The sequence below is a fragment of the Haloarchaeobius amylolyticus genome (assembly GCF_042678045.1).
In the GTDB taxonomy this organism is placed as follows: Archaea; Halobacteriota; Halobacteria; order Halobacteriales; family Natrialbaceae; genus Natrinema; species Natrinema amylolyticus_A.
This window is the reverse complement of sequence record NZ_JBHUDI010000005.1, coordinates 1-25,213: the sequence shown is the minus strand read 5'-3', so window position 1 is coordinate 25,213 and position 25,213 is coordinate 1. Positions and strand designations below refer to the sequence as shown.

The 25,213-nt window shown below is 64.2% G+C and carries 27 protein-coding genes and 1 pseudogene; 13 read left to right on the top strand and 15 right to left on the bottom strand.

Annotated elements, in window-relative coordinates; translation table 11 throughout:
* Positions 1-2 precede the first annotated feature (2 nt).
* The 3 genes from ACFR99_RS08885 to purB form a co-directional block, all read right to left on the bottom strand.
* A complete protein-coding gene (locus ACFR99_RS08885; protein ID WP_390286455.1) occupies positions 3-419 on the bottom strand; it encodes an EamA family transporter in 417 nt (138 codons plus the stop codon).
* Positions 419-841 carry an EamA family transporter gene (locus ACFR99_RS08880; RefSeq protein ID WP_390286453.1) on the bottom strand — a complete coding sequence of 141 codons (423 nt, stop codon included), beginning with the start codon at positions 839-841 and terminating at the stop codon, positions 419-421. The genes ACFR99_RS08885 and ACFR99_RS08880 overlap by 1 nt, the downstream gene beginning before the upstream one ends.
* Positions 842-948: 107 nt before the next feature.
* Positions 949-2,334, bottom strand: a complete 1,386-nt coding sequence (gene purB / locus ACFR99_RS08875; protein ID WP_390286451.1) for an adenylosuccinate lyase — start codon at positions 2,332-2,334, stop codon at positions 949-951.
* A gap of 177 nt (positions 2,335-2,511) precedes the next feature.
* Between purB and purH the strand changes: the two genes are divergently transcribed.
* The 3 genes from purH to ACFR99_RS08860 all read left to right on the top strand — a co-directional run bounded on the left by purH (position 2,512) and on the right by ACFR99_RS08860 (position 5,088).
* Positions 2,512-4,149, top strand: a complete 1,638-nt coding sequence (purH, locus tag ACFR99_RS08870) for a bifunctional phosphoribosylaminoimidazolecarboxamide formyltransferase/IMP cyclohydrolase (RefSeq protein WP_390286449.1) — start codon at positions 2,512-2,514, stop codon at positions 4,147-4,149.
* Positions 4,150-4,331: 182 nt separating this feature from the next.
* Positions 4,332-4,526, top strand: coding sequence for a hypothetical protein (locus tag ACFR99_RS08865; RefSeq protein WP_390286447.1), 195 nt, complete (start codon positions 4,332-4,334; stop codon positions 4,524-4,526).
* A 7-nt stretch (positions 4,527-4,533) separates the two neighbouring features.
* On the top strand, positions 4,534-5,088 hold the full coding sequence (locus ACFR99_RS08860) for a metal-dependent hydrolase (RefSeq protein WP_390286445.1): 555 nt from the start codon (positions 4,534-4,536) through the stop codon (positions 5,086-5,088).
* Positions 5,089-5,108: 20 nt separating this feature from the next.
* On the opposite strand, the pseudogene ACFR99_RS08855 reads toward ACFR99_RS08860, so the two are convergent.
* From ACFR99_RS08855 to ACFR99_RS08825, 7 genes and pseudogenes are all read right to left on the bottom strand, one after another.
* Positions 5,109-5,237: pseudogene (locus ACFR99_RS08855) on the bottom strand (diphthine--ammonia ligase); the annotation flags it as partial.
* A gap of 141 nt (positions 5,238-5,378) precedes the next feature.
* Positions 5,379-6,104: a diphthine--ammonia ligase gene (locus ACFR99_RS08850; RefSeq protein ID WP_390286443.1), complete on the bottom strand. Its 726-nt coding sequence runs from the start codon at positions 6,102-6,104 to the stop codon at positions 5,379-5,381.
* Positions 6,105-6,153: 49 nt separating this feature from the next.
* Positions 6,154-7,416 carry a DUF373 family protein gene (locus tag ACFR99_RS08845; RefSeq protein ID WP_390286441.1) on the bottom strand — a complete coding sequence of 421 codons (1,263 nt, stop codon included), beginning with the start codon at positions 7,414-7,416 and terminating at the stop codon, positions 6,154-6,156.
* 103 nt (positions 7,417-7,519) lie between these two features.
* Positions 7,520-8,515, bottom strand: a complete 996-nt coding sequence (gene sppA / locus ACFR99_RS08840) for a signal peptide peptidase SppA (protein ID WP_390286439.1) — start codon at positions 8,513-8,515, stop codon at positions 7,520-7,522.
* Between the two features lie 85 nt (positions 8,516-8,600).
* Positions 8,601-9,947: a carboxylate--amine ligase gene (locus tag ACFR99_RS08835; protein ID WP_390286437.1), complete on the bottom strand. Its 1,347-nt coding sequence runs from the start codon at positions 9,945-9,947 to the stop codon at positions 8,601-8,603.
* 433 nt (positions 9,948-10,380) lie between these two features.
* A complete protein-coding gene (locus tag ACFR99_RS08830; RefSeq protein ID WP_390286435.1) occupies positions 10,381-11,262 on the bottom strand; it encodes a coiled-coil protein in 882 nt (293 codons plus the stop codon).
* Between the two features lie 386 nt (positions 11,263-11,648).
* Positions 11,649-12,731, bottom strand: coding sequence for a tubulin/FtsZ family protein (locus ACFR99_RS08825; protein WP_390286433.1), 1,083 nt, complete (start codon positions 12,729-12,731; stop codon positions 11,649-11,651).
* Between the two features lie 140 nt (positions 12,732-12,871).
* Here ACFR99_RS08825 and ACFR99_RS08820 point away from each other — a divergent pair, with 140 nt between their 5' ends.
* The 4 genes from ACFR99_RS08820 to ACFR99_RS08805 all read left to right on the top strand — a co-directional run bounded on the left by ACFR99_RS08820 (position 12,872) and on the right by ACFR99_RS08805 (position 16,861).
* A complete protein-coding gene (locus tag ACFR99_RS08820) occupies positions 12,872-13,297 on the top strand; it encodes a DUF5791 family protein (RefSeq protein ID WP_390286431.1) in 426 nt (141 codons plus the stop codon).
* Between the two features lie 94 nt (positions 13,298-13,391).
* A complete protein-coding gene (locus tag ACFR99_RS08815) occupies positions 13,392-14,636 on the top strand; it encodes a sulfite oxidase (protein WP_390286429.1) in 1,245 nt (414 codons plus the stop codon).
* A 70-nt stretch (positions 14,637-14,706) separates the two neighbouring features.
* Positions 14,707-15,612 carry an SDR family oxidoreductase gene (locus ACFR99_RS08810; RefSeq protein ID WP_390286427.1) on the top strand — a complete coding sequence of 302 codons (906 nt, stop codon included), beginning with the start codon at positions 14,707-14,709 and terminating at the stop codon, positions 15,610-15,612.
* A 58-nt stretch (positions 15,613-15,670) separates the two neighbouring features.
* Complete coding sequence (locus tag ACFR99_RS08805; RefSeq protein ID WP_390286425.1) at positions 15,671-16,861, top strand: DHH family phosphoesterase; 1,191 nt, start codon at positions 15,671-15,673, stop codon at positions 16,859-16,861.
* Between the two features lie 12 nt (positions 16,862-16,873).
* Here the strand turns inward: ACFR99_RS08805 and ACFR99_RS08800 are convergent, their stop codons facing one another.
* Positions 16,874-17,044, bottom strand: a complete 171-nt coding sequence (locus ACFR99_RS08800) for an HVO_0758 family zinc finger protein (RefSeq protein WP_390286423.1) — start codon at positions 17,042-17,044, stop codon at positions 16,874-16,876.
* Positions 17,045-17,211: 167 nt separating this feature from the next.
* Between ACFR99_RS08800 and ACFR99_RS08795 the strand changes: the two genes are divergently transcribed.
* The 3 genes from ACFR99_RS08795 to ACFR99_RS08785 are packed head-to-tail and all read left to right on the top strand — an operon-like array spanning position 17,212 to position 19,471.
* Positions 17,212-18,357, top strand: a complete 1,146-nt coding sequence (locus ACFR99_RS08795) for a glycosyltransferase family protein (protein ID WP_390286421.1) — start codon at positions 17,212-17,214, stop codon at positions 18,355-18,357.
* 26 nt (positions 18,358-18,383) lie between these two features.
* Positions 18,384-18,884 carry a DUF7109 family protein gene (locus tag ACFR99_RS08790; RefSeq protein ID WP_390286419.1) on the top strand — a complete coding sequence of 167 codons (501 nt, stop codon included), beginning with the start codon at positions 18,384-18,386 and terminating at the stop codon, positions 18,882-18,884.
* A complete protein-coding gene (locus ACFR99_RS08785) occupies positions 18,881-19,471 on the top strand; it encodes an NUDIX hydrolase (protein WP_390286417.1) in 591 nt (196 codons plus the stop codon). The genes ACFR99_RS08790 and ACFR99_RS08785 overlap by 4 nt, the downstream gene beginning before the upstream one ends.
* Before the next feature lie 21 nt (positions 19,472-19,492).
* Here the strand turns inward: ACFR99_RS08785 and ACFR99_RS08780 are convergent, their stop codons facing one another.
* On the bottom strand, positions 19,493-19,855 hold the full coding sequence (locus tag ACFR99_RS08780; protein WP_390286415.1) for a dihydroneopterin aldolase family protein: 363 nt from the start codon (positions 19,853-19,855) through the stop codon (positions 19,493-19,495).
* A 143-nt stretch (positions 19,856-19,998) separates the two neighbouring features.
* Here ACFR99_RS08780 and azf point away from each other — a divergent pair, with 143 nt between their 5' ends.
* Entirely contained in the window at positions 19,999-20,772 is a 774-nt protein-coding gene (gene azf / locus ACFR99_RS08775) for an NAD-dependent glucose-6-phosphate dehydrogenase Azf (RefSeq protein ID WP_390287343.1), read from the top strand.
* A 36-nt stretch (positions 20,773-20,808) separates the two neighbouring features.
* Here azf and ACFR99_RS08770 read toward each other — a convergent pair whose 3' ends face one another.
* The 3 genes from ACFR99_RS08770 to ACFR99_RS08760 form a co-directional block, all read right to left on the bottom strand.
* A complete protein-coding gene (locus ACFR99_RS08770; protein WP_390286413.1) occupies positions 20,809-21,423 on the bottom strand; it encodes a DUF309 domain-containing protein in 615 nt (204 codons plus the stop codon).
* 208 nt (positions 21,424-21,631) lie between these two features.
* Entirely contained in the window at positions 21,632-22,729 is a 1,098-nt protein-coding gene (locus tag ACFR99_RS08765; protein ID WP_390286411.1) for an aminopeptidase, read from the bottom strand.
* A 69-nt stretch (positions 22,730-22,798) separates the two neighbouring features.
* Positions 22,799-23,521 carry a queuosine precursor transporter gene (locus ACFR99_RS08760; RefSeq protein ID WP_390286409.1) on the bottom strand — a complete coding sequence of 241 codons (723 nt, stop codon included), beginning with the start codon at positions 23,519-23,521 and terminating at the stop codon, positions 22,799-22,801.
* 414 nt (positions 23,522-23,935) lie between these two features.
* Here ACFR99_RS08760 and ACFR99_RS08755 point away from each other — a divergent pair, with 414 nt between their 5' ends.
* Both ACFR99_RS08755 and ACFR99_RS08750 read left to right on the top strand, forming a co-directional pair.
* A complete protein-coding gene (locus ACFR99_RS08755; protein ID WP_006087767.1) occupies positions 23,936-24,130 on the top strand; it encodes a cold-shock protein in 195 nt (64 codons plus the stop codon).
* A 457-nt stretch (positions 24,131-24,587) separates the two neighbouring features.
* On the top strand, positions 24,588-24,863 hold the full coding sequence (locus tag ACFR99_RS08750) for a PadR family transcriptional regulator (protein WP_390286407.1): 276 nt from the start codon (positions 24,588-24,590) through the stop codon (positions 24,861-24,863).
* The last annotated feature ends 350 nt before the right edge of the window (positions 24,864-25,213 follow it).

Below are 25,213 nucleotides of genomic sequence, written 5' to 3'. Positions count from 1 at the left end.
AATTACGCGGACATCAGCGCGATCGCGAGCACGCTCAGCGCGATGGCAGCAATCTTGCGCGGCGTGACGGTCTCCTCGAAGGCGACGATGCCGACCATCGAACTGACGACGATGAACAGGCCATAGATCGGCACGACGATACTCACCGGGCCGAGCGCGAGCGCCCGGTAGTAGGTCAACAGCCCGATCGTCAGCAGGACGCCCATCGCGAGGATGTAGGGGGTGCGCGGATGCCAGAGGTACGGCCGGATCGACAGCCCGCGAGCGCGGATCACGAGCCCGACCGTGAAAAACATCACCGAGTTCGAGAGGAACACCGCCAGCGTGCTCGGCAACTCGAGCATCGCGATCGAGAGCAAGGGCGCGACCAGGCTGTAGGACAGGAAGGCGAAGATCGACAGCCAAATGTACCGGCGCATCACGCCTCACCCCCCGCAGCAAGATAGATTGCGGCTGCTGCGACGACGATACCGGCCGCGCGGGTCGCGGTCAGGTCCTCCCCGAGAAAGACGATCCCGATGATCGAACTCCCGACGATAAAGAGCCCGTAGATCGGCACGACGACACTGACCGGCCCGCGCTCGAGCGCCTGGTAGTACGCGAGGATGCCGGCGGAGAGAAACAGGCCGGCGACGTAGACGATCCCCGCCGAGGGGGTCGTCACAGCCGCGAGGCTGCCGGTCCCCGTGACGACGAGCACGACCGCCGTCAGGCAGAGGAAGATCGTCGTCGAGAGGAAGAGTGCGACCGCTGGTGGCACGTCCGTCGTCACGACGCTCGTCAGCGGTGCCATCAGGCCGTAGGTGACGAGGGCGACGATCACCCAGAGAAGATACTCCATACACACCCTCGAATGAGGGTCCCCAATACTGTCACGGTCCCGGAACCGGATTCCGGAACTGGTGAGCTGCGGTCGGTCGTCGACACCGACCGAACACGCGCTCGCGGTTACTCGAGGTCGTCGACCAGTTCGCTCGCGACGCCGGTGTAGCCCGCGGGCGTCAGTGCGTGGAGTTCCTCGCGGACGTCCTCGTCGACATCGAGGTCGTCGAACATGTCGCGGAAGTCCTCGATGGTGACGTCCTTGCCGCGAGTAACGGCCTTGACGCGCTCGTAGGCGTCGGCCTGGCCCTCGCGCCGGAGGATCGTCTGGACGGCCTCGCCGATGATCTCGGGCGTGGCCCCGAGTTCGTCGCGCATCACGTGTTCGTTCGGGACGACCTTCGAGAGGCCGGCGGCGGTCTTGCCGTAGCCGATCAGACAGTGGGCGAAGGCCCCGCCGATGTTGCGCTTGACGGTCGAATCGGAGAGGTCGCGCTGGAGCCGAGAGGTGGTGACGTAGTCCGCGAGGAAAGTCAGATCCGAGTTCGCCTTCGAGAGGTTGCCCTCGCTGTTCTCGAAGTCGATCGGGTTGACCTTGTGTGGCATCGTCGACGAGCCGGTCTCGCCCTCGACGGCCTCCTGGCCGAGGTAGCGGTCGGAGACGTAGAGCCACATGTCCAGATCGAGGTCGAGCAGGACGTCGTTGGCTCCGCGGAACGCGTCGAAGACCGCCGCGAGGTCGTCACAGGGGTTGACCTGCGTCGTGAGTTCCTCGAACTCGAGGCCCAGATCCGTGACGAAGTCCCGGGCGAAGGCCTGCCAGTCGACGTCGGGGTAGGCGGCGACGTGAGCCGCGTAGGTGCCCGACGCGCCGCCGAGTTTACCACTCAGTTCGTCGGTCGCCTGCCGAATGCGGCCCGTGGCGCGGCCGAGCCGCGCGGCGTAGACGGCCATTTCCTTGCCGAAGGTCGTCGGCGTCGCGGGCTGGCCGTGGGTGCGCGCGAGCATCGGGAGGTCACGGTACTCGCGGGCCATCTCGGCGAGCGTGTCCTGAACGTCGTACAGCTCGGGGAGGAGTACCTCGTCGACGGCGTCGCGGACGAGCAGCCGGTGGGCGAGGTTGTTCACGTCCTCGCTGGTCAGCCCGAAGTGGATCCAGGCCGAGGCGTCGCTGTCCTCGGGCAGCCGATGGCGGACGAAGTACTCGACGGCCTTGACGTCGTGGTTCGTCGCCTCGAAGTCGGCGTGTCCCTCCGTCTCGAGTTTCTTGATCAACCGGGCGTCCTCCTCGGCGAAGTGGCTGTAGAGCCCGCGGAGGTGCTCGCGGTCCTCCAGGTCGAGGTCCAGCGGCGTCGCCTCGCAGTCGGCCAGCGCGATCAAGTACTCGACTTCGACGCGGACGCGGGCGCGCATGAGCGCGGCCTCGCTCGCGTACGGCGACAGCGGTGCAGTCCGGCTACCGTATCGGCCGTCCAGCGGCGAGACGGCATACAGGGCGTCGGTCTCTGTCATAGTGGCCGTTCGTCCAGCCCGTTGCAAAAGCGTATCGAAACCCGTGGCCGTCCGGTCCCACGAGCGTGCATACCTCTGCCGATCGGTGGCGAAATACAGTCGGAATGATACACGTATATGTATATGTTGGCGCTCGAGACCGCAACCACTTTCCCGCTTGCGAGCGCGGGTTCGATCATGACGCGAATCGCCGGGATGGCCGGCAACCGAGGGCGCAACCTGTTGAACATCGCCGACCGCAAGCCGGGCGGCGCCGAGTTCGCCGTAATTCTGACGAACACCGAGGACGCACCGGTGCTCGAGGCCGCAGCCGAACGCGGGATTCCCACCGAAGTCGTCCCACTCGAGGACGGGATGAGCCGCCGCGAGCACGAGGAGGCCGTGCTCGAGGCACTCGAGGACTACGAGTTCGACCTCGTCTGTCTGGACGGCTACATGCGGATCCTCTCGGATACGTTCCTCTCCGAGGCACCCACGACGCTGAACGTCCACCCCGCCTTGCTGCCGTCGTTCCCCGGCATGGACGCCTGGGGCGACGCGCTCGAGGCTGGCGTGTCGGTGACCGGCTGTACGGTCCACGTCGTCACCGACGCGACCGACGAGGACGGCGAGGTACTCGAGGACGAGGTCGATATGGGTCCGATCGTCACCCAGGAGCCGATCCCCGTCTACGAGGGCGACGACGAGGACACCCTGAAAGAGCGCGTCCTCTACGAGGGCGAGTTCCGCGCGTATCCCCGCGCCGTGAAGTGGGTCGCCGAAGACGCACTCGAGATCGATCTCGAGGCCGGTGAGGTCACGGTCGACGCCGACGTGGCGAGTACTGACAGTGAGGATCACGATGGGCTGCCCGCCCGGCGGCTGGTCTCCGACGACCGCGCGGACACGCTGCGCTACGGCGAGAACCCCCACCAGGACGCCGCCGTCTACGCCGACTATACCTGCGACGAGGCGAGCGTCGTCCACGCCGACCAGCTGAACGAGGGCGCGAAGGGGCTGTCCTACAACAACTACAACGACGCCGACGGTGCGCTCAACCTAATCAAGGAGTTCGACGAGCCCGCGGCGGCGGTCATCAAACACACCAACCCCGCAGGCTGTGCAACCGCCGACTCGCTGGCCGAGGCCTACGAGAAAGCCCTCTCGACGGACCCGATGAGCGCCTTCGGCGGCATCGTCGCGCTCAATCGCGAGTGCGATGCCGAAACGGCCGAACAGATCATCGACTCGTTCAAAGAAGTCGTCGTCGCCCCCGGCTACACCGACGACGCGCTCGAGACCCTCTGCGAGAAAGACAACCTCCGCGTCCTCGACGTCGGCGAGCTCGGCGAGCAGACCGAGCGCTTCACCGAAAAAGATCTCGTCGGCGGTCGACTGGTCCAGGAACGGGACCTGCAGTCGATCTCGGTCGACGACCTCGAGGTCGTCACCGAGCGCGAGCCGACCGAGGCGGAACTCGAGTCGATGGTCTTCGCGTGGCAGACGCTCAAGCACGTGAAATCGAACGGGATCCTCTTCGCAGACGGCACCGAGACGGTCGGCGTCGGAATGGGACAGGTCTCCCGCGTCGACGCGGTCCGGCTGGCAGCGATGAAAGCCGACGAGCATGCGGAAGGCAAAGACGCCGAGGGTGCGGTCATGGCCTCGGACGCGTTCTTCCCGTTCCCGGACGGCATCGAGGAAGCCGCAAAGGCGGGTATCGAGGCAGTCGTTCAGCCCGGCGGCTCGGTCAACGACGAGGACGTGATCGAGGCTGCAGACGAACACGACATGGCGATGGCGTTTACGGGACAGCGCTCGTTCAAGCACGATTAGTGCCGTAACCGGGCACACGGCCCGTGGGCGGACGGATCGGGCGAGCGGTTTTGCTCGAGGTTTGTCGAGACGTGGGTCGCAAGCGACGTGAGCAACTATTTTCGTCAGTGCGGACGGGGGCTTACGAGCCTGCTGTTGCAGCGGTGTCGTACTTAGCCGTGACGTGCCAATCCCGATGGACGATGACGACCGTTAACTCGCAGACAGCGAATAAACTGAGCATCGTCTCGACGCTGATCGACAGCGCGCTGGCATTTCGGCGTGGGCGACCAAAGAGCGGTCTCCTGTTGCTGGGCGCGGCCGCGCTCTCGTCTCGCATTCCCGGCCTCGGGACAGCAGTGTCGGTGTTCCTCCGGCTCGTCCGGCGGCTCCGATAGACACCGCATGGTCGACGTCACTGGCCACTTCGGAATGGCACTGCTGTTTGCTGCTCCGGCGTGGCTCGTCTGGGACCAGCGGGGTGCACTGGGATTTACCGGATTCGCGCTGGTAACCGCGATGCTCCCGGACACCGATCTCGTCCTTCAGCACGTCCTCCCGATTACCCACCACGGCATCACCCACACTCTGCTGTTCGTGTCGGTGATAAGCGTCCTCGTCGGTGCGGGTGCCGCGAAGTGGCTCACCGGCTGGTTCAACGCCAACCGCCTGATTCGAAGCACCACGATCTCGGACGAGACCGTCTTGGTCTTTGCAACCGTCGGATTGGTCCTCGGCGGAACCAGTCACATCTTCGCGGACCTCCTCTCTGCCCCCGACATCGCCGCCCCGCTCGAGCCGTTCTGGCCGCTGTACGCGAAACCGGTGATCATCGACGTGATCTACTACAATTCGCCGGTCTGGAATTTCGGGCTGTTCGCCGTTGCGATCGCGCTCCACGTGCTGCTCGCCTGGCACGAACGCGTCCCGTTCGAGAACCGCTACCGGATCGGTACCTAACGGGGCTCGACTCCGCTCCGCTACTCCACCTGCGCGTCCGTGATCCGCAACCGCCTGCGCGTCCCGTCCCACTCAGTCTCATACTCGAGGTCGATCCGTCGATCCATGTGCGGCCCGTCCACGACCAGCGTCTCAGAACCACCTTTTTCCGCCTCGGGTCACCCGCGGTGACCACTCGGCGCAAAAATCTGGACCAAAAACACCGGAAGAGTTGCGCTCTTCTGAGCCCTCGTTCACGAGGAATGCCGCTCGTTCACGCGGTTCACTCGTGGTAGACGGTAGACAATCGTTTATTCCAACTGCGCGTCCGTGATCCGCAACCGCCCGCGCGTCCCATCCCACTCCGTCTCGTACTCGAGGTCGATCCGCCGATCCATGTGCGGCCCGTTCACGACCAGCGTCTCGAATTCGCCACCCTCACCCAGAATGTGGACGCCGTACTCTTCGTTGAGCGCCTCGAGTTCTTCGAGTGCCTCCCGGTCGAGCGTTCGGCCGAGCCACGACTCGTCGAGGCCGTGGGCTGCGACCTGAATGATCACGATTTCGAAGCCCGCCTCGAGCATCGCGTCGGCAAGCTCACGGGGGTCTTCCTGCCACAGCGGGGCGAACAGGTCACAGTCCAGTCGGTCGCACATCCCCTGAATGCGGTTCGTCTGGTACTCGCTCTCGACGGCCCCGGCCGTGACGCCGACGATGCCGCCCGGAAGTTCGCGATCGAGTTCCTCGAGGGCTGCTTCGAGGGGCTCGAGTTCGTCATCGCCCTGTGCGCTCGAGTCGGTCGCCGCGTCGGCTCCGAAGTCGTCGGGTTCGACGTCGACGAGTTCGATGCCGATGCTTTCAGCCGCCAGCGCGGCCAGTTCGGTTGCAGGGACGTGATACATATACGAGTCGCCTGCAGGGTGGACGGTGACGAGCCGTTCGACCGGCAAACCACGCTCGAGGGCCCGATACAGCGCCCACGCGGAGTCCTTGCCACCCGAGAAGAGACTCACCCACGCACCGTCTGCGTCGCTCATAGTCTGTAATCGGCGAGGACGGGTAAAGGGATACCGAGTCCGAGCCGGGTTACCGATCTCGCTCCCGGTCGCGGGACGAATCGGGATCGGCGGTCGCACCGCCGTCAGTGCGTTCGGGATCCGCCTGTCCCGCGAACGGCTCGGCAGCAGGACCGGTCGCCGCATCGGCCCCGCCATCGGCATCGGTCCGGTCGTCAGTCGCATCGCTCAGCGACGATGCCACCCGCGCGCCGACGAGGCTGACGACGATCGCCGAGACGACGAACAGCGCGAGCCGTTCGCCGGCCACCATCACGAACCGTTCGTTCGAGAGGATGCCGAGTTCAGCCGCCGGAACGACGACCGGCTCGATCACGCCCTGTTGCTCGAGGAAGTACGCGGAGAAGCCACGAATCACTAGCCCGACGGCGACGACGATAAACGGCAGGTTGAGGAACGACCGCCGGACCGGATCCTCACCGATCACCTCGTCGAGCAGCCGGCCGGCACTGGCGGTCAACGCGGCCATCGCCAGCCAGGGGACGCTATCGAAAGCGAACCGCGTCGCTGGAAGCACCACACCGGGCGTGGTACCGAGGTTCGAGACGCCAAGCGCCCCCATAAACAGCCCGACGAAGGTCAGTCCGGCCGCGACGACGTAGGTGACGACCGACACCTGACCGGAGTACAACGATTCCCGCGTCTGATGGGCGAATCGGGCCAGCAGTTCGTCGATATTGAACCCCTTGTAGAGCAAGAAGAGGCCGATGACGGTCGTGATCGCCGCAGCGCCCTCCGCGGGACCGACAGTGGTCGCAAGGAGCGGAAAGACGAGCATCGTCAGCCCGATCGGGACGAGAACGGTCTGACGGAGTTCCTCGTCGGCGAGGAACTGTTTGAGCAGGTAGTACGTCGATTCGATGTCCCGGGCCTGTCGGACGACGACTCGATCGACCGAGTCGACCCGGACACGGCTCTCGACGATCGGGATCAGCCGCTCGTCTTCGGCGCTGTCAGTCACCACGACCGCCGACTCCGGATCGTAGTCGGCGATGAGGTCGTCGAGTTGCGCGGCGACCGCCCGATCCGCCGACACCATCGAGTCGTGGTCTCCCGAGACGACCGCGACGACGACCTCCTCGTTCTCGTCGCGCAAGTTCTGGGCAACCCGCAGGGACTCGAGCAAGGTATTGACGCCCGAATCCTCCGGATCCGCGAGGCCGACGTCGGTCACGAGCGCACGGACTGCCTCCCAGCCGACGACGGGCGAGCGAAGCCCGGTCTTGCGGCCCACGTCGTCAGTCCGGTCGAGGCAGACGACCAGCGTTGTCACGGTAGGCGATGCATTCCGTGCAACGATAAAACCACTTACTCGTTCGAGCCCCACTGTTGCGGGATCACACCCTGACAGCCGCCTCGAGCGTGCCCACCCGCAGTTAGCTGCGCAGCCGGAACCCACGTCCGTCGCCGAGGCCGGCGAGACCGGCGCCGAAGGCATACGCGACGCGCTGGGCTCCTGTGCCGACGCGGGCCATCAACGGCCGCTCGGGCTCGAACTCCTCGACGGTCACCTCGTCAGTGTCGAGTCGGTCGGCCAGTTCGTCCTCGATCTCTCGACGGGTGCCCAGATGATCGACGAGTTCCATGTCGTACGCCTCCTCACCGAGGTAGATCCGGGCCTCGGTGTCGCGGACGAACTCCGGTTCCAGGTCGCGGCCGTCGCTGACCCGCTCGACGAAGGTATCGTAGTAGTCGTCGATCAACCCCTGAAGGTACTCGCGTTCGTCGTCGTCCATCTCCTTGAGCGCCGTGCCGGCGTCTTTGTACTCGCCGGCGGCGAACCGTTCGTAGGAGAGGCCGACCTTCTCGGCGAGATCGCTGGCGTTGATCCGCGAGCCGATGACGCCGATCGAGCCGACGATCGAGCCCTCGCGAGCCCAGAGTTCGTCACAGCCACTGGCGATCCAGTAGCCGCCACTGGCACAGACGTCGGTCGCGTAGGCCACTGTCGGGCCGTCGAAGCGCTGGGCCGCGAGGCGGATATCATCGCTCGGGACGACCTCGCCACCGGGGGTGTTCAGCTTCAACAACAGCGCCTGGACGTTGTCGTCGTCGTTCGCGCGGTCGATCTGCTCGACGATATCGTCGGCCGGCGTCGCACCCGGCGTCGTCGGCAGCGGGCCACCTCCGCCGTCACGGCTGATCGGTCCCTCGACGGCGACCTCGGCGACGTCGTAGTCCGGAAACAGCGAGCCGGCAGCGTTGCCCGCGAGCCGGACGCCGACGAGCGCGACGGCGAGCGCGAGTATCACACCCAGCAACTCGGTCAGCGTCTCCGGAAAGAGAACGAACAGGGCGACGCCGATGATCGCGAACGCGAGGCCGCCACCGACGACGACCGCGAGTCGACCGATACCCTCACTACTGACCACAGCAGTCACCTCGAGTCATATACCGATAGCTGGGTGCGGTTCCCGTTAAGGGTTGGCGATTAGCAGAGCGCGGGCAGGAGATCGGCTACGAATCAGACGGCTGGCCGCCGTCGGTCTGAGCCGATCGCGTCGACTCCTCGTCCGTCCCCGGCTTCGTCTCCGTCGGTTCGACGCCGTCCTCGGTCGACGTGGGCTCGAGACTGGTATCGGTTTGATCCGGCACGCCGCTGTCGGACCGCCCGCCGAGCCACGCTCGCACGAGGTTGACGCCGTCCTGGAAGAACGGCACCGGATCGTCGGGAACCGCGTAATCGAATCGCGGATGCGACACCAGCGACGTCGCGACCTCGCGGGCAGCCGCACCGAGCGACGGTCGCTCGACGAGGGGGTACTCCTCGGTCGCGACGCTGTGGAGATAACTGAGTTCCCCCCGCAGGAGGTGGCCGCCCACTCCGACCTCGTAAGTCGGCTCCGACGTGATCGGCTCGTCGATCGCCTGCTGCCAGTAGTAGTAGGGGAAATCCGCACCGACGCGGACCGAAAACGGCAACGACGACCAAAAGCGCGGATTGATCTCCATCAGCTTGAACTCGCCGTCGGCGGGATCGCGCAGGAACTCGACCATCGCGAGTCCGTGCCACTCGAGTTCGTCGAGCAGCGCCCGGCCGGCGGCCTCGAGTTCGGGAATGTGGACCGACTCGCGGTAGGCACTGGGGCCGCCGCAGTACTTCCAACCGCGGCGCTGGCAGTGCTGGAAGGTCGCGACCGGATCGCCGTGCTCGTAGAGTGCGAAAAAGCCGAACTCCCGCGAGTCGGGGATCCGCTCCTGGACGAGCGGGACGTGACCACGTCGCTCGAGTTCGGCCTCCGGGTCCGGCCGTGTGCCCGGTCGCTGGTATTCCGTCGAGCCGATCTCCGCATCGTCGAATCGTGCGCCGAGATAGGCAGGGGCTGCAACGGTGTACCGTGGTTTGACGATCGTCTCTCGATCCCAGTCGTCCCACTGGTCGAGGAGCGCAGTCTCAGGAGCACCGACCCCGGCCGTGTCGGCGGCTGCGAAGAGTTCGACGCGGTCCTGAACGCGTCGGAGCGTCTCGAAGTCCGGCCACGGGGTCGCGATCACGTCTGCAAACGCGTCCTTGCGGTCGGCGAGCACGTAGATGTCCTCCTCGCGGACGGGGATGATCGTCTCGATATCGGGCCGCTCGGCCAGCGAAAGCAAGGCATCGCCGTACGCAGAGAGATCCGCCGCCGGGTCCGGTAGTCCGACGAACTCGTCGCGATAGGCAGACGTGGCCGCCGGCGTCGAGCGCGACTCCGAGCCAACAATCGTGCGGACGCCGCGTGGCCGAAGCGAGCGGAGACACGCGACGGTGCTCGGCGCGTCGATCCCCGGCACGACCACGCCCGCGTCGTCCCTGTGTCGTTGCATGAGCCATGGCTGGTGATCCCGTTCTATTGTTATAGATTCGATACAGAATCCCATCGCGGTCTACACGGCATTCACTACGGCCACGCAGTCGTAGGAAGTGACTACCGCTGCTCGAGCGTCGACTCCGTTCGGTCATTCACGTCCGTCCCGACTCACAGCGACGCCGATCATAGGGGCAACCGTGGGGGTCGTCGGTTCGACCGCCAGCCCTGTCGGCGTAAGCACCCACTACAGCGTCGGCTCGACCGTAGCCATCGATGTGTCCGGCGGAGTCACTCTGCGGCTGGCGTCGGCCACCAGTCGATGCGTCGAATGGCACCGGACGGCCGGCGACTCGGCTGTCGGAGACAGCTTGTCAGTACCGACGAAAACAGCTACGCACCCGCGCTCAAACCCCGAATATCGGGAGAAAATCGCGGTAGACGGGATCGACCTAGAGCAGCCCCGTCTTCTGGAGCTTCATCAGGTCCTCGGTGTCGAGGGTCTCGCCTTCCTTGAACTTCTGATAGATCTCTTCGGCCTCTTCTTTGGCCTCCTCTTTCTTCTTGTCGCGCTCGGACTTGCGCTCTTCTTCCTCTTTCTTGTCCAGTTCGCGCAGGCGCTTCTGGACGCGGACGAAGTCCTCGTGGTGACGGTCGGCGGCCTCCTGGGCCTCGACGAACTTCTCGTGCATCTCGTCGGCCTCGTCACGGATGTCGTCGGCCTCGCGGTAGGCCTCGATCATCTGGTTGTGATGTTCCTGGGCCTTGTCCGCCAGCTCCGTCACCTTCTGGTGGTGCTGGGAGGCTTCCGATCGGACTTCTTCAGCTTCCTCGACGAGCTCCTCGAGATCCTCGTTCTGGTCGAGCTTCTGCTTGCGCTCTTCGTACTCCTCGCGCTTGGACTCGATCTTCTCGATGAGCTCTTTCTCGTCTTCGCTCGAGAGAACCTCGGTCTGCTGTTTGAACTCGAGTTGCTCGATCTCCTCTTCGAGCTCCTCGAGATCCTTGCCCTCGTCGAGCTCCATGTCCGACTTGAGCTGCTCGACTTTGTCGAACAGCTCGTTGGCTTCCGCGTTGAGCTCGTTGCGCTTTTCTTTGTGTTCCTGGACCTGCTCGTTGAGCTCGTCCCGCTTTTCGCGGTGTTCCTGGGCCTCGTCGACCTTCTCACGCGTCTTGGCGTTCAGGTCGTCGCGCTTGGATGCGCGCTCGGACGCCATCTGATTCAGGTCGTTTCGCCGGTCTCGCAGTTGACCGGCCATTTTGATGAGCTGTCCTTTCGATTTGTTTTCTAGGTCGTCCTCTGTCAGTTCGATGTTTTTCGATTCGTCTACCATGTTAGTCAAACCTCTGTGCCATACCCGCACCGGGGAGCCAGTCGAACGGCCGAGTGAGTTCGCCGACGGCTCGGCGAGTAACTCACTGGATATCGGTTGACTGGACGGAGCGACTGCTCACGATCTGCGAAACCTCGGTGAATAAGATTTCCTGTCATCGATCGTCGAGCGATACGCGCCCCGGTGGCGTTCTGGTGACAGACAGTACTGTCGCCTATAATTTAAATGTACCGGTCGGATACCCCCTGAAAACCGTTAGCAGGGGCTTCGTTCGCCCATGTTGGGCCATACCACGGCCTGTGAGCGGCTTATAAATAAAACCGGTTACGGGGGAGTCGATCGACACTCCTCGTCGCGAATCCGTACGGTACTCGAGCGGTGCAGCTCTAGAAGAGATTCTCGAGTCGGTCGTCGGCGAACATCTCCGCGTGGTCTTCCGATTTCGTCTCCTGAGCCTGTGTTGCTTCCCGGGCACGGTCCATGAACGCCTCGATCCGGTCGGACCGTTCTGCACCGCCGAGCAAGACCAGCGCGCCGAGACGATCGCTGTCCAGCGGAAAGTCGCCGCCGCGGACCTGCATGCTGCCGGTCTCGTCTTCGAGCCAGTGACGGGCCTTCTCGACACCCTTTCGCGGGATCGCATCGGGCTGGCCCGCGATGACGAGCAGTGCCGCCTCCGCAGTCGTCGCATCGGGCAGGCTCGTCCCCGTCAGCAGTGCTTGCCGGGAGACGCTCATCGCTGTTCTGATGTTCTCGGCGCTGTCCTCGCTCGCGACTTCGGTCGCGTAGCCGAGTGCCGCGACGCCGCCCGCACGCAGCGTGTTGATGACTTCGCTCGAGTCGACGACACTCTCGCCGACCCCTTCGACGGCCTCGCCGGCGGCAAACAGCAGACCGACCCGCCGTGCGATCCGGTCGTTGATCGTCTCGAAGGCCCCTTCGACGCTTTCGCCCTGTTCGTGCCAGGCGTCGTTGTCGATCAGCAACGTTGCGTCGGCTTCCCGCAGCAGCGTTTTCAACGAGCGGCCGGCGTTGGCCTGATAGAGCGCCCCTTCGTTGCGCCCTGGCAGGACGCCGAGCGCGTAGACCGGGACGTCGTAGACCTGCTGGAGATGGTGGACGAGCACGGGTGCGCCGCCGCTGCCGGTGCCGCCGCCGAGGCCGGCGACCACGAAGATCGCCTCGGCGCTCGAGGTGACACGGCCGTCGAGCGAGCCGAGTACCTGCTGGATGTCCGACTGCATGACTTCGGTGCCGAGTTCGTTGTCGCCGCCGACGCCGTGGCCGTTGACGCGGTCGGCACCGATCAGTTGCGTGTCGACGAACTCGAGCGACTGGAGGTCCGGCTCGGCGGTGTTGATCGCAAGCGCACCCTGAACGGCTCCAAATCCCATGTCCGCATCGAACCGGGCGAGCCGTTCGGTGATCTTCCCACCGGCCTGACCGACTCCGATCAGGGCAACTTTCATACCACACCCATGCGCGAGCGTCCTGTTTAACGTTCCGGTGAATTGATATGCTCGTCGAGGTCGGTGGGATCGAACCGCGGTCTCGCGCAAGACCGCCAGAGGTCACAATACCTTTCTGCTGTATCCCCGTCCGTTCGGATATGTTCTACGAACAGCGGATGACCGTTCCCGACTCGCCCGCCGAATTACGGGCCGAGTACGAGGACGACCTCGCAACGATCGTCGACCAGCACGGCCCTGCGGCCGTCGCGGCCGACACCGACCTCGACGAAGACACGCTCGAGGCGCTCGTCGCCGGCGACTCGCCCGATCTGACGCTCGAGGAAGCCGCCGAGATTCAGGCACTCGCCGACGGCGAACCGGACCCGGAGACGATCGTGACGATAGCCCTCGAGCATCTCCTGTTGGGGATGTCGACGGCGGTCCTCGACGTCGAGGCACTCGAGAGCTACATCGACCTCGACCTCGATGCGAAGGAGATTCAACAGAAGATCGAGGGTCGAGCGCCGATGTCGTTCGACGAGTTCGTCCACGTCCAGTACGTGATCGCGGACGGTGCGCCGTAAACACGGCCGAGTTCACAGCAGAGCGCGCCACCCACTATCTCGAGGAGTGTTGCCACGCCCCGTTGTTTATCCCACTCGGTGACGTGTGGCCCGTATGTCGAACTCGGAGCGCAGCGAGAATCGGCAACGGGAAACCAACGCGATTCTCGAGCGCAAACCCGGCACCGAAGCCGTCACCGATCTCGAGGACCGATATCGGGTCGTGGGTGCCGCCGATCGGGAGACGTACGCGAACTGGCTGACGCCGATCGAAGAGCACTACGTCTGTCACCGCAACGAGACGCTCGATCCCGAGGCCGCCGACTGGGAGGTCGACCTCGCCGGCGCGGTCGCCCGGGAGGGCACGCTGGGGATGGACGACCTCCGCGAGGACTACCCGACGGTCGCGGTCGCACACACGATGGAGTGTGCGGGTAACGGCCGCGGCTACTTCGACCCCGAAACGGGCAGCGTGCAGTGGGAGTACGGTGCCGTCAGCACCGCGATCTGGACCGGCACACCGCTGACGTCGATCCTGGCCGACCACGGCGCGACGACCGACGAGGGGATGTGGCTCACCGCGGTCGGCGACGATCTCCCCGAAGTCGAGGACGAGAACGACCGGTTCGCTCGCTCGATCCCGATGACCAAGGTCCTCGAGGACTGTATCCTCGCCTACGAGGTAAACGGCGAGCCGTTGCCCCCCGAGCACGGCCATCCGGTTCGGTTGCTTGTCCCCGGCTGGTACGGCGTCAACAGCGTCAAGTGGCTCACCGAGTTGCACGTCGGGGAGACGATGGTCCACGGACCGGAGTGGGCCGACCGCGGCGGCGAGGACTTCACCCAGTGGCAGCAGTCGTCCTATCGCATCCACCCCGAGGGCGTCGAACCCGACTCGAACGCGACGGTCTCGACGTTCGACACCTGGGACCAGCTCGAGTCCGACGAGATCGACCACCCCTACACCTTCGACGAGAACGTCAAATCCACGATCGGCCACCCAGATGACGGCGCGACCGTCTCCCCGGACGCGGACGGCACACTCGAGGTCGTCGGCGTCGCCTGGGCCGGCGACGACGAGGTGACGGGGGTCGAAGTCTCGACCGACGGCGGCGACAGCTGGCAGGATGCGATGTTCTTCGGACCGAACTACGACTGTGCGTGGCGGCTGTTTCGCTACGCCTGGGAGCCCTCGCCCGGCACGTACACGCTCGCCTCGCGCGCGACCGACGAACGCGACCGCCACCAGCCGGCACGGATCGCCGGGCCGGACGAAGACGGCGACGACTACCCGTGGAACGAGGGCGGCTACGCCGAGAACGCGTGGCGCCCGCACGCGCTCGAGATCACCGTCGAGTGAGACGATCCGTCTGCGCGCTGCGTCCGGCCGCGAGCGGTGAACCTATGCCGACCCGGCCACGAGGTTGCGTATGCGCGTTGCCATTCTCGGCTGTGGGTACGTCGGCCTCGAACTGGGCCGACAGCTCGCGGCACGAGACCACGACCCGATCGGCGTGCGCCGATCGGACGAAGGCGTTGCACGGATCGAAGACGCTGGCTTCGAGGCCGTCCAGGCGGACGTGACCGATCGCGAGGCGCTGACGGCCGTCCCGGACGTCGACGCGATCGTCTTCGCCGCCAGCAGCGGCGGCCGAGGTGCCGAGGCCGCCCGCGAGGTGTACGTCGAGGGGTTGCAAACGGCGGTCGAGAGCTTCGGCGAGCGCGAGCACGCGCCCGACCGGCTCGTCTACACCTCCTCGACGGGCGTCCACGGCGACCACGACGGCGACTGGGTCGACGAGACGACGCCACTCGAGCCCACGACCGACAAGACGGCAGTGCTCGCCGAGGCCGAACGGATCGCGCTCGAAGAACCCCCCGAGTACGGGTTCGAGGGAACCGTCGCCCGCTTTGCCGGACTCTACGGTCCCGGCCGGTACCGGCTGAAGCGCTATCTCGAGGGGCCGGTGACGGCAGGCTATCTGAACATGGTCCACCGGGACGACGCTGCCGGTGCGGTCCGCTACCTGCTCTGTGGGGACGATGCACGTGGCGAGGTCGTGCAGGTGGTCGACGACGAGCCCGCCGCGAAGTGGGACTTCGCGGACTGGCTGGCCGAGGAGTGTGGCGTCGCGCAGCCGCCAAAGCAGACGAAAGCCGAGCGGCTCGCGGACGACGATCTCTCGGACGCCGCCCGGCGACGGATCTTGACGAGCAAGCGCTGTTCGAACGAGAAACTGCGAGCCCTGGGCTACGAGCTCGCCTATCCCACCTTCCGCGAGGGGTATCACGACGCGATCGAGCGCTATCGGACCGACGCCACCGCTGACCGCTAACCGCCGAGCGCGGAGAAATCGGGGGAACACTCTTGGTGGTTCGATTTGACATGCCGATATGAGCGTTGGGACCGCCCCGACAGCCACACCGTTCGTCGGGGCGACACCGCTGGTATCCGAGTCAGTCGGTGACTCGATCCGCTCGCTCGAGCCGCTCGTGCTGTCGTTGCTCGTTCTCATCGTCGTCGCGCTCGTCCTCGCTCTCTGGTGGGTGATTCGGTGGTTTCGACGACCGCCTGGGGTCCGGTTCCAGCGCATGCTGGCCGACTACGACGAAGTGACCGTATTGATGCACCCTAATCCCGATCCCGACGCCATGTCGTGTGCGATGGGCGTCGACCGGATCGCCGAGTCGGTCGACACGGCGACGACGCTACAGTACGCAGGCGAAATCCGCCACCAGGAGAACCGTGCGTTCCGGACCGTCCTCGGGCTCGATCTCGAGCCCATCGAGACGACCTCACAGCTCGCGTCGGACGCGGTGGTACTGGTCGATCACAACACGCCGCGGGGCTTTAGCGGGGCACAGTCCATCGAGCCGGTCGCTGTCGTCGATCACCACCCTGGGAACGGGACCGGCACGAAGTTCACCGACGTTCGAACAGGGTACGGTGCGGCGTCGACGATCTTCGTCGAGTACCTGAACGAGATCGGCGCGTCGATAACCGAGACGACCGACTCGAGCGAGGTCACGGTGTCGCCGGAGCTCGCAACGGGGCTGCTCTACGGGATTCAATCCGATACGAATCACCTGACGAACGGCTGCTCACGGGCGGAGTTCGACGCCGCTGCGGCTCTGTTCCCGGCGATCGACGAGGACCTCCTCGATCGGATCGCCAATCCGCAGGTCAGCGACGACGTGTTACAGGTCAAGGCGACGGCGATCACCGAAAAGCGAGTCGAAGGACCCTTCGCCGTCTGTGACGTCGGCGAGATCAGTAACGTCGACGCGATCCCACAGGCCGCGGACGAGCTCATGCACCTCGAGGGCGTCACGGCGGTCGTCGTCTACGGCGAACACGACGGGACGTTACATCTCTCCGGCCGGTCACGCGACGATCGGGTTCACATGGGAGAGACACTGCGCCACGCCATCAGCGACATTCCAATGGCCAGTGCGGGCGGTCACGCGCGGATGGGCGGTGGCCAGCTCTCGGTCGATCACATGAACGGGATCGGCCCTTCCGATGGGATCAGCCACGAAGAGTTCGAAGAACGGCTGTTTTCGGCGCTGGCCGGCGAGCGATAGCCCTCGTGAATATTACCGGATCTCCTTCCACTCGGACGCACAGTCAGGACAGATGCGGACCGTCTTGATCTCGTTCGGGTCGTTTTCGGTTTTGAGCGGCTTCTCGCAGTCGCCACAGACGAGCCGATCGTAGGTGTCTTTCTCGAGGTCGCCCTCACGAAGTGCCTTCCTGACTGATTTCATATGTGGACTGTAAGCAGGACGGGTAGAAAAAGACCGGTGCTTTTTCCGGTCTCGAGTCGACCGACGGCGACGAGCCGTGGGACGCGATCGGAGCCACACACGCTCTTCGAGCCGTCTATCTGGCCGGAGTCGTGGCCGTTTTACCGGTCCGCGCGAACAACCCATCGATGGAGTACCGTCAGGAGCTGATCGCGACGCTCCACGCGTTCGGGGAGGGCAGCGGCAGCGGCAGCAACCTCGCCCGTGATGCTGCCGCCGCGGTCGCCGAGACGGCCGTCGTCGTTCCGATGACCGCCCGCGAGTACGAGAGCCCTGCCGCCGAACGCGTCCTCGAGGAACTCGAGGGACTCGAGCCCGCGCCGGCGGCGGTCTTCGTTCCCGTCCGCGCCGCGCAAGCGCAGATTGGGCCGTTTCGAGACTGGCTCACCACGTTTTCGCTGCCGACACAGGTCCTCTGGTGTAACGCACCCGGCGTGGATACGTTACTCGCCGAGGCAGGCCTGGCCGGTGACCGGGGGAAAGGCCGAGACGTCTGGCTCGCGCTCGGACCTGCCGCCGCGGCCGCCGACACCGTCGTCGTCCACGACGCCGATGCCCGCAGCTACGAGGGCGCACACGTCCATCGCCTGCTCGCACCGCTAACGATGGATTTCGACTTCGCGAAGGGCTACTATGCCCGCGTCGAAGGTGGCCGGCTCTACGGACGGCTCTTTCGACTGTTCTACGAACCGCTGCTTCGAGCGCTCGCGGACGCCCACGATGCCCCCATCGTCGACTATCTCGGGGCGTTTCGGTACGCGCTGGCCGGCGAATTCGCCGCGACCGCTGATCTCGCTCGCCGGCTGCAGACGCCCCGGACGTGGGGGCTCGAGGTCGGGACGCTCGGCGACGCATACGACCTCGCCGGCTTCGACGGGACGGCACAGGTCGACTTGGGCCGCCACGAACACGATCACCGCGCGGTCGCCGGCGAAAGCGGGCTCGAAGGTATGAGCCGCGAGGTGGCCGCCGCGCTCCTGTGTGTGCTCGAAGATCACGGCGCTATCCCCGACTACGAGACACTCCCCGAGCGCTATCGGAGCGCCGGCGGGGCGCTCATCGATCAGTACCGCGCCGACGCAGCGTTCAACGGACTCGAGTACGACCCCGCGAACGAACGGGGGCAGGTGGCGAAGTACGCCGAGTCGATCACGCCACCGGGTCCTGACACGCGTCTGCCACGGTGGACCGACGCGCCGTTCGAGCCGGCCGACGTACTTGTGGCGGCCCAACCGTGGCGGGACCAGCGCATCGGCTGGCGCTCACAAGACTAATCCCATCACCCGCCGTTGGACCGGGTATGGACGCGACCGCCGACGAACTGGCCGGCGTGGTCGACCTCTTCGGCGGGTTGACCCGCCCGGAGCTCGAGCGGGCGCTCGCCGAGGCTGCCTACCGCGCCGACGGGCAGGCCGTCGACGACGCGGCCCTCGAGGCGACGATCGACGAGGCCCTCGAGTCGTTCGCGCTCGTTCGATACGACCCAGCCAACGAGGGCGATGGGACGACGACCGCAAACAGCGAGGCGCTACTGGTCCCCGGACCGACGGCGTTCCCGACGGTCCCGGACCACGCCGAAGACGTCCCACACATTCTCGACGTCGACCGCCGACACCCCGATCGCGAGGCACTGGGCGAGGCGACCCGCGAGCGGTTCACCGACGCCGTCGCCGAGGCCGTCACGGCCGACGAGACGGACCGACTGCGGACCCTACTCGACATCAGCTACGATCTCGAAGCGTGGGCCCCGATCGATCTCGCGGACGAACGGCAGCGACTGGAGGACGCACTCGAGGAATGACGACCCGACTCAGCCTCGAGCCGGTCGCGGCGTACGATCCCACCGAGATCGACGACCAGGAGTACGACGCGGCCGTCCTCGCACCGATCGTCGACCGCGACGGCGAGGATCACCTGCTGTTTACCCGGCGGGCCGACCACCTCGGCGAGCACCCCGGCCAGATGAGTTTTCCCGGTGGCGGGGCCGAACCGGAAGACGAAACGATCCTCGAGACTGCACTCCGGGAGGCAAACGAGGAGATCGGCCTCGATCCCAGCGAGGCCGAGGTCGTCGGCCAACTCGACGACATTCGGACGGTCACGGAGTACGCCGTCACGCCCTTCGTCGCTCACGTCCCTGACCGCGAGTACGTCCGCGACGACAACGAGGTCGCCGAGATCGTCGTCCTCCCGCTGTCAGGGCTGCTCGATCCCGACAACTACGAATACGAACGCCGTTCGCACCCCTACTACGGCGACATCGTCATCCACTACTTTCACGTCGACGGTTACACCGTCTGGGGCGCGACCGGCCGGATTCTGGTGCAACTGCTCGAGTTGGCGACGGCCTTTGAAGCGCCCGAGAAAGTCGACCGCTCGAGCGTCTGATACGGACCCCTGTCAGTCAGATCACTCGTCTCGGACCGACTCGAGGCGCATCAGTGGATAGCCGTCTTCCATTGCCATGCGGGTGACGATCTCACAGCCCTCGTAGTCGACGACGATCTCGACCTCGAGAAAGCGGCCGGTGAGTTCGGTGTACTCGGCCGTCGACTCGGCGAGTTCGGCCTCGAGTTCGTCGGTCAGCACGTCGACGGTCACCGCGGAGCAGTGGGGCTGGTTTTCGATCGATTCTTCCATTGCGGACTCGAGGCTTGCGGCGCTGTCCGGTGAGACGGGCGTACCGGCGAACTGGTGGTACAGCGAACCGAACTTGATGCCAGCCTCGAAGCAGGCGACTTCCGCGTCCGTGGGTGCTGTGTCTGTAGGCATGTGCAGGCTCTCGCGTTCGGTCGGGAAGGGGATTGCGATGCGAGCGACGCTATCCGATTCCCGACGAGGGGCGTATGACACTATCGACCGCGCTGGGGTCGAACCGCATGGTACTTATCGACGCTGGCCCTCACACCGAACGAATGGCACAGTCAGTCCTGCTCACGGGGGCTGCGGGGCGGGTCGGAACGGCCATCCTCGGCGGCCTCGCAGACGACTACGAGTGGCGGTTGCTGGATCGCGATCCGCCGACAGGCGATCAGCCGGGTGAGTTCGTCGTCGCAGATATTACCGACGACGAGGCCGTCCGAGAGGCAATGGAGGGCATCGATGTCGTGATCCACCTCGCAGGCGACCCGCGACCGGAAGCGCCGTGGAACAGCGTCCTGACAAACAACATCGACGGCACCCAGACGGTCTTCGAGGCCGCCGTCGATGCTGGTGTCGAGAAGGTCGCGTTCGCCTCGTCGAACCACGCCGTCGGCAACTACGAGACCGACGAGCGTACGCCCGAAATGTATCGGACCCACGACGAGTATCGCCTGGATGGCACCGAACTCCCTCGGCCGAGCAACCTCTATGGCGTCTCGAAAGCTGCCGGCGAAACCCTCGGACGCTACTACCACGACGAACACGACCTCTCAGTCGTCTGCGTCCGCATCGGCAATCTCACCGAAGGACACCCGCCGATCGATTACGAGCGCGGACAGGCGATGTGGCTCTCCTACCCGGACTGTGCACACCTGTTCGACCGCTGTATTCAAGCCGACTACGACTACGAAATCGTCTACGGCATCTCCGACAACGACCGCAAGTACTACTCGATAGAGCGCGCCCGCGAGGTCCTCGATTACGACCCACAGGACAACTCTGCCCACTACGACGGCGAGGAACGAGTCCTCGAGCCCGACGCCTGAACGGAGTCGACCCTCGACCTGCTTTCGTCGACTCGATCAGAACAGCCCTTCAACGTCGTTCTCGCGAGCCTGTCGCCGGCCGACGTGTTCGGTGAGCCGCTGGAAGACGATCCCCCGATGCTCGTCCTCGCGAACGAAATCGAACAACAACGTGATGAACTGACTGTCGTCCGCGCCGGCCTCGAGATCCCGCCGCGCGTACGCTCGTGCCTGCTCGATCGGCTCCAACTCGTAGCCGAACTCCTCGGCGAGGACGACCGCCGCGATCGCCGTCGGCCCGACGTCGAGGTCCGACAGCGTCGGAGCCGTCCCCTCGTGTTCGAGTCTCACTGGCGGCTTCCGCTCGACGAGTTCGGGATCGGCCGCGACCTCCTCGAGGAACGACCGAACGGGCCCGAGCTGGACCTCGCGATAGGTCGCGGGCAGTGCCGCGAGATACTCGCCAGCGCTCTCGGCCAGTCCGACAGCACCCGCCCAGTTGTGCTCGCGGGCGTGGAACACCGCACCGCTGTACTGGATAAGGCCATGCAGCAGGCGTTCATCGTCGCTGCCGGCCTCGAGGTCGAGCCAGCGGTCCTCCCAGGCGTCGTGGGCAGCATGGTAGTAGCCGTCGTTGAAGATCGCGATGCCGGCCCGGAGGTAATCGCGCATAGTCGTTATTGGGCCTCGAGACTCGAGAGCGTGACGAAAACGGCGGTCAGTGAGGTGAGCATACTCTCGTTTCGATCCGGCAGCGGACGATCGTCGTCTCGTACACAGTCCGTATCCGACCGCATACCGCCAGTGAAAGCCCGCTCCTCGCGTGTGATCGGTCGCTCACGCAATTGTGGTCTTCGACGCTGGGCGAACCCGCGATCGCTCAGCCGTCGAACCCCGACTCGAATCGGAACGTGCCATTACGCTGGACGACCGTTCCGTCGATCTCGAGCCGCGACTCTTCGCTGACATCGGTGATCAGGTCGACGTGGATCGCCGACTCGTTGCCGGACTCGCCCTCTGGAAGGCAAGCGTCGTAGGCCCGGCCGAGTGCGAGGTGGACGGTGTCGCCCATCTTTTCGTCGAAGAGGATATTGTCCGTATACCGATCGATCCCGCGGTTCATCCCGATCCCGAGCTCGCCGAATCTGCGCGCGCCGTCATCGGTCTCGAGGATGTCGCCGATCACGGCCGCCCCCTGGTCGGCATCGTAGTCGACGACCTCGCCCTCTGCGAACTCGAGGCGGACGTTCCGGACGGACTCGCCCCGCAGCGTCATCGGCACGTCGAAAGTCACCGTCCCCTCGGTCGCGACGGGTGCCGTGAATACCTCGCCGCTTGGCAAATTATGCGAATCGTACGCGACCGAAGCAGCGCTGTTGACTGCCGTGCGTCCGTCGATGTCCATGGTCAGATCGGTACCTGCCGAGACGAGACGTACCTCGCTGCCGTCATCGAGGAGCGTCTTGAGTTGGGCCATCTCCTCGGCCAGTGACTCCCAGTCCCGAAGGATCGCATCGTAGGCGAAGCCCCGGTATTCCTCGTAGGCCATGTCCGCCTGCTGGGCGAGCGATCGTGTCGGGTGGACCGTCGACACCCAGCGGGTACCCAGTCGCGCCTCGCGAATCTCACGTCTGGCATCGTTGTACGCCCGTCGTTGCTCGCCGGGAACGTCGGCCGTCGCACTCGTGTTCCGTCCGCCGCCCAGCGAGAGGTAGACGTCCGCGTGCTCGAGTAACGCGAGTTCGTGAGTCGGATTCGCGTCGAAGTCGCCGTCGTGAGCACGGAGATACGCTCGTGTGATCTCGCCCGAACTGTAGGTCGCGAGCAGGTTCGCTCCACGGGTACCGAGTTCCTCTGCGACGGCGACCGCCAGCTCGTGGGCGTCCGGACCGACCGACAGGACGACGTCGTCGCCCGCTTCGACGCGAGCGCTCCAGTCGACCAGCACCGCGGCATGTTCGCGTACGCGTTCGTCCATAGGTATGGCTCTCGAGGGAGCTACTAAACGCTCCCCGTTCGATCCACCGCAATCACGACAACCAGCGATTCAAACAGAGTGAGCGTCGTCAGCGACCAGCCCCTCGCGCGAGCGCACGATCGAGACGATCGCGTAGACGACCGGCGTATCGAGGAGGGCGATCACGAATTTTAGCAGGTATTGGCCTACCATCAACGAGAACACGATATCAGGCTGGAGCACCGTACCGACGCCGAGGACCGCCGGTGCGATAGCGAACGCAACCGAGACGAAAATGACGGTATCGATCGCCTGGCTGCTCGCCGTCGAGGCGATGTTGCGAAGCCAGAGCTTCTCGGAACCGGTGTACTCTCGAATGCGGTGGAAGACTATCACGTCCCAGTTCTGGCTGACGATGTATGCGAGCAGACTCCCGAGGACGATGTTCGTCGACGCGCCGAGAACCGTCTCGAACTGTCCAGCAGTGTTCGGGTCGGCCGCTGGCGCAGCGATCGTCGACCAGACGAGCCCAAGGACGACGAAATTCAGGACGAATCCCACGTTGACGACGATCTGCCCCGCGCGCCGGCCGTATAGCTCAGTGTAGCAGTCACTGGCAAGGAAGGTCAATGCATATGCGAGTGCCGCTCCGGGCAACGCGAGTTGGGCACCCGTCACTGGTAATGATACGGGAAGTTCGAACGCAAGTACCTTCGATGCGGTCACCTGCGCAGTCACGAGCGCCGTGACGAAGAGTCCGACCAGGGCCACCTGCGCGACCGTCGGCGCTCTCTGGGTCCGTGTCTGAGTCATACCGGTGCTATCCAGTGAGCCCACCTAAGCGGTGCCATTCCGAAGCGTTTCGGCAACGACCGGCTCAAGTGACGGGCCGAGTTCCGCTCGAATCACTCGTGACCGACTCGAGACCGTTTCTGAACGATCACTTGATTCGTTCACGGACGGAACCGACTGAACTGGCCTCTGCTCGCTGGTTTTCGTCTCCAAACGACTTCTCGCTTCCAGCAGTATAACGGGTTCCGAGCCGTCTCAGGTGATCGATAAGTCGTTTCTCGAGTGACGATTGTATTGAAGAGTGAGAACAGTTGAATCCGCTGTTCATTCGATACTCTCCCCATGATCGTTGGATACAGGTCGCCATTATTTTTGTTTCGACATATAGACTATAACATAACTGTTATACGTATCGGGGGACTCTCTTGGATTGCAATGGCGAAAGGAAACGTTGATTTCTTCAACGACACAGGCGGCTACGGTTTCATTTCGACGGACGACGCGGACGATGACGTTTTCTTCCACATGGAAGACGTTGGCGGTCCGGACCTCGAAGAAGGCACAGACATCGAATTCGACATCGAACAGGCCCCCAAGGGCCCCCGCGCCACCAACGTCACCCGCCTGTAACACGGCTTTTCACGTTCGGTAACGGGTTTTCACAGTCGACTATCTTTCTTCAGCATCCTACTTGACGGCCAGCGGTCGCTGTCAGGAGTTGTTACTACTATAGTGTCAACTGAAACAAATTATACACTGGCGCGGGCCGTCGTGCGCTCGAGTGTACAATGGTTCGGTGATAGTAACCACTAAACCATGTTACTATAGGTCACGACACACAGATCGGGTGAGATGCCGTTCGTGTGTTGAAAGTGGACTGTTTGTCACCGAATATAGTCTTCCCACCCCGTCATTATAATATGCTGATAATATGTAGAGTACCTGGGTAGGTTTAATACATTGTTACTGGCTGAAACAGGGGTGATGGATACGATTGTTATAGTTAGCTCCGCTAAACGTGTGCGGAACAGTTGATACGAAATCGATAACAAATAGCCGGGTTCCCGTTCGTCCACTCGAATATACAATGGACGATCTGACAGGGTTTCAACGGGACCTGCTATATGTGATCGCAGGGGCCGATCAGCCGTCTGGTCAAGACGTAAAGAACGAGATCGAGACATACTACAATAGTGAGATTAATCACGGTCGACTGTATCCGAATCTCGACACGCTCGTCAACAAAGAGCTCGTCGAGAAAGGACAGCTCGATCGCCGGACCAATTACTACGAGATCAGCGATCGCGGGCGGCAAGCAATCGAGGAACGTCGACAGTGGGAACAACAATATCTCAACGACTGATAGTGTCGCCATCCCTGTAACAGGCTCTCGCCTGCATCGAGCATCACGTGCAGCTCGCACTCGATTTGCTCGTGCTAAACGCGGATCATGCCAGTGGAGATTTGACGGTGAATGTTTGTCGTGTGCCGCTCGAGATAGCGGCTCGTGATTCTCTATCTGCTGTGACGACGATCGTGGTGGAACTTTGATGTGGATAGTATCGACAATGAGTATCGTCCAGTTCCGACATGAAAATGGTGGCCACACAGCAACCGCTGCGTGAAATAGTATGAGTGGAGGCGGCGAATCGACGTTCCCAGAGGGTCGCCCACTCCAGTAGTTGCCGATACGTAGGCGAGCTTATCTTCCGT

Bases quoted from the DNA above. Each gene is read 5' to 3' on its own strand.
- ACFR99_RS08885 (WP_390286455.1), bottom strand. From the start codon at position 419: ATGCGCCGGTACATTTGGCTGTCGATCTTCGCCTTCCTGTCCTACAGC.
- ACFR99_RS08880 (WP_390286453.1), bottom strand. From the start codon at position 841: ATGGAGTATCTTCTCTGGGTGATCGTCGCCCTCGTCACCTACGGCCTG.
- purB (WP_390286451.1), bottom strand. From the start codon at position 2,334: ATGACAGAGACCGACGCCCTGTATGCCGTCTCGCCGCTGGACGGCCGA.
- purH (WP_390286449.1), top strand. From the start codon at position 2,512: ATGACGCGAATCGCCGGGATGGCCGGCAACCGAGGGCGCAACCTGTTG.
- ACFR99_RS08865 (WP_390286447.1), top strand. From the start codon at position 4,332: ATGACGACCGTTAACTCGCAGACAGCGAATAAACTGAGCATCGTCTCG.
- ACFR99_RS08860 (WP_390286445.1), top strand. From the start codon at position 4,534: ATGGTCGACGTCACTGGCCACTTCGGAATGGCACTGCTGTTTGCTGCT.
- ACFR99_RS08850 (WP_390286443.1), bottom strand. From the start codon at position 6,104: ATGAGCGACGCAGACGGTGCGTGGGTGAGTCTCTTCTCGGGTGGCAAG.
- ACFR99_RS08835 (WP_390286437.1), bottom strand. From the start codon at position 9,947: ATGCAACGACACAGGGACGACGCGGGCGTGGTCGTGCCGGGGATCGAC.
- ACFR99_RS08830 (WP_390286435.1), bottom strand. From the start codon at position 11,262: ATGGTAGACGAATCGAAAAACATCGAACTGACAGAGGACGACCTAGAA.
- ACFR99_RS08825 (WP_390286433.1), bottom strand. From the start codon at position 12,731: ATGAAAGTTGCCCTGATCGGAGTCGGTCAGGCCGGTGGGAAGATCACC.
- ACFR99_RS08820 (WP_390286431.1), top strand. From the start codon at position 12,872: ATGTTCTACGAACAGCGGATGACCGTTCCCGACTCGCCCGCCGAATTA.
- ACFR99_RS08815 (WP_390286429.1), top strand. From the start codon at position 13,392: ATGTCGAACTCGGAGCGCAGCGAGAATCGGCAACGGGAAACCAACGCG.
- ACFR99_RS08810 (WP_390286427.1), top strand. From the start codon at position 14,707: ATGCGCGTTGCCATTCTCGGCTGTGGGTACGTCGGCCTCGAACTGGGC.
- ACFR99_RS08805 (WP_390286425.1), top strand. From the start codon at position 15,671: ATGAGCGTTGGGACCGCCCCGACAGCCACACCGTTCGTCGGGGCGACA.
- ACFR99_RS08800 (WP_390286423.1), bottom strand. From the start codon at position 17,044: ATGAAATCAGTCAGGAAGGCACTTCGTGAGGGCGACCTCGAGAAAGAC.
- ACFR99_RS08795 (WP_390286421.1), top strand. From the start codon at position 17,212: ATGGAGTACCGTCAGGAGCTGATCGCGACGCTCCACGCGTTCGGGGAG.
- ACFR99_RS08790 (WP_390286419.1), top strand. From the start codon at position 18,384: ATGGACGCGACCGCCGACGAACTGGCCGGCGTGGTCGACCTCTTCGGC.
- ACFR99_RS08785 (WP_390286417.1), top strand. From the start codon at position 18,881: ATGACGACCCGACTCAGCCTCGAGCCGGTCGCGGCGTACGATCCCACC.
- ACFR99_RS08780 (WP_390286415.1), bottom strand. From the start codon at position 19,855: ATGCCTACAGACACAGCACCCACGGACGCGGAAGTCGCCTGCTTCGAG.
- azf (WP_390287343.1), top strand. From the start codon at position 19,999: ATGGCACAGTCAGTCCTGCTCACGGGGGCTGCGGGGCGGGTCGGAACG.
- ACFR99_RS08770 (WP_390286413.1), bottom strand. From the start codon at position 21,423: ATGCGCGATTACCTCCGGGCCGGCATCGCGATCTTCAACGACGGCTAC.
- ACFR99_RS08765 (WP_390286411.1), bottom strand. From the start codon at position 22,729: ATGGACGAACGCGTACGCGAACATGCCGCGGTGCTGGTCGACTGGAGC.
- ACFR99_RS08760 (WP_390286409.1), bottom strand. From the start codon at position 23,521: ATGACTCAGACACGGACCCAGAGAGCGCCGACGGTCGCGCAGGTGGCC.
- ACFR99_RS08755 (WP_006087767.1), top strand. From the start codon at position 23,936: ATGGCGAAAGGAAACGTTGATTTCTTCAACGACACAGGCGGCTACGGT.
- ACFR99_RS08750 (WP_390286407.1), top strand. From the start codon at position 24,588: ATGGACGATCTGACAGGGTTTCAACGGGACCTGCTATATGTGATCGCA.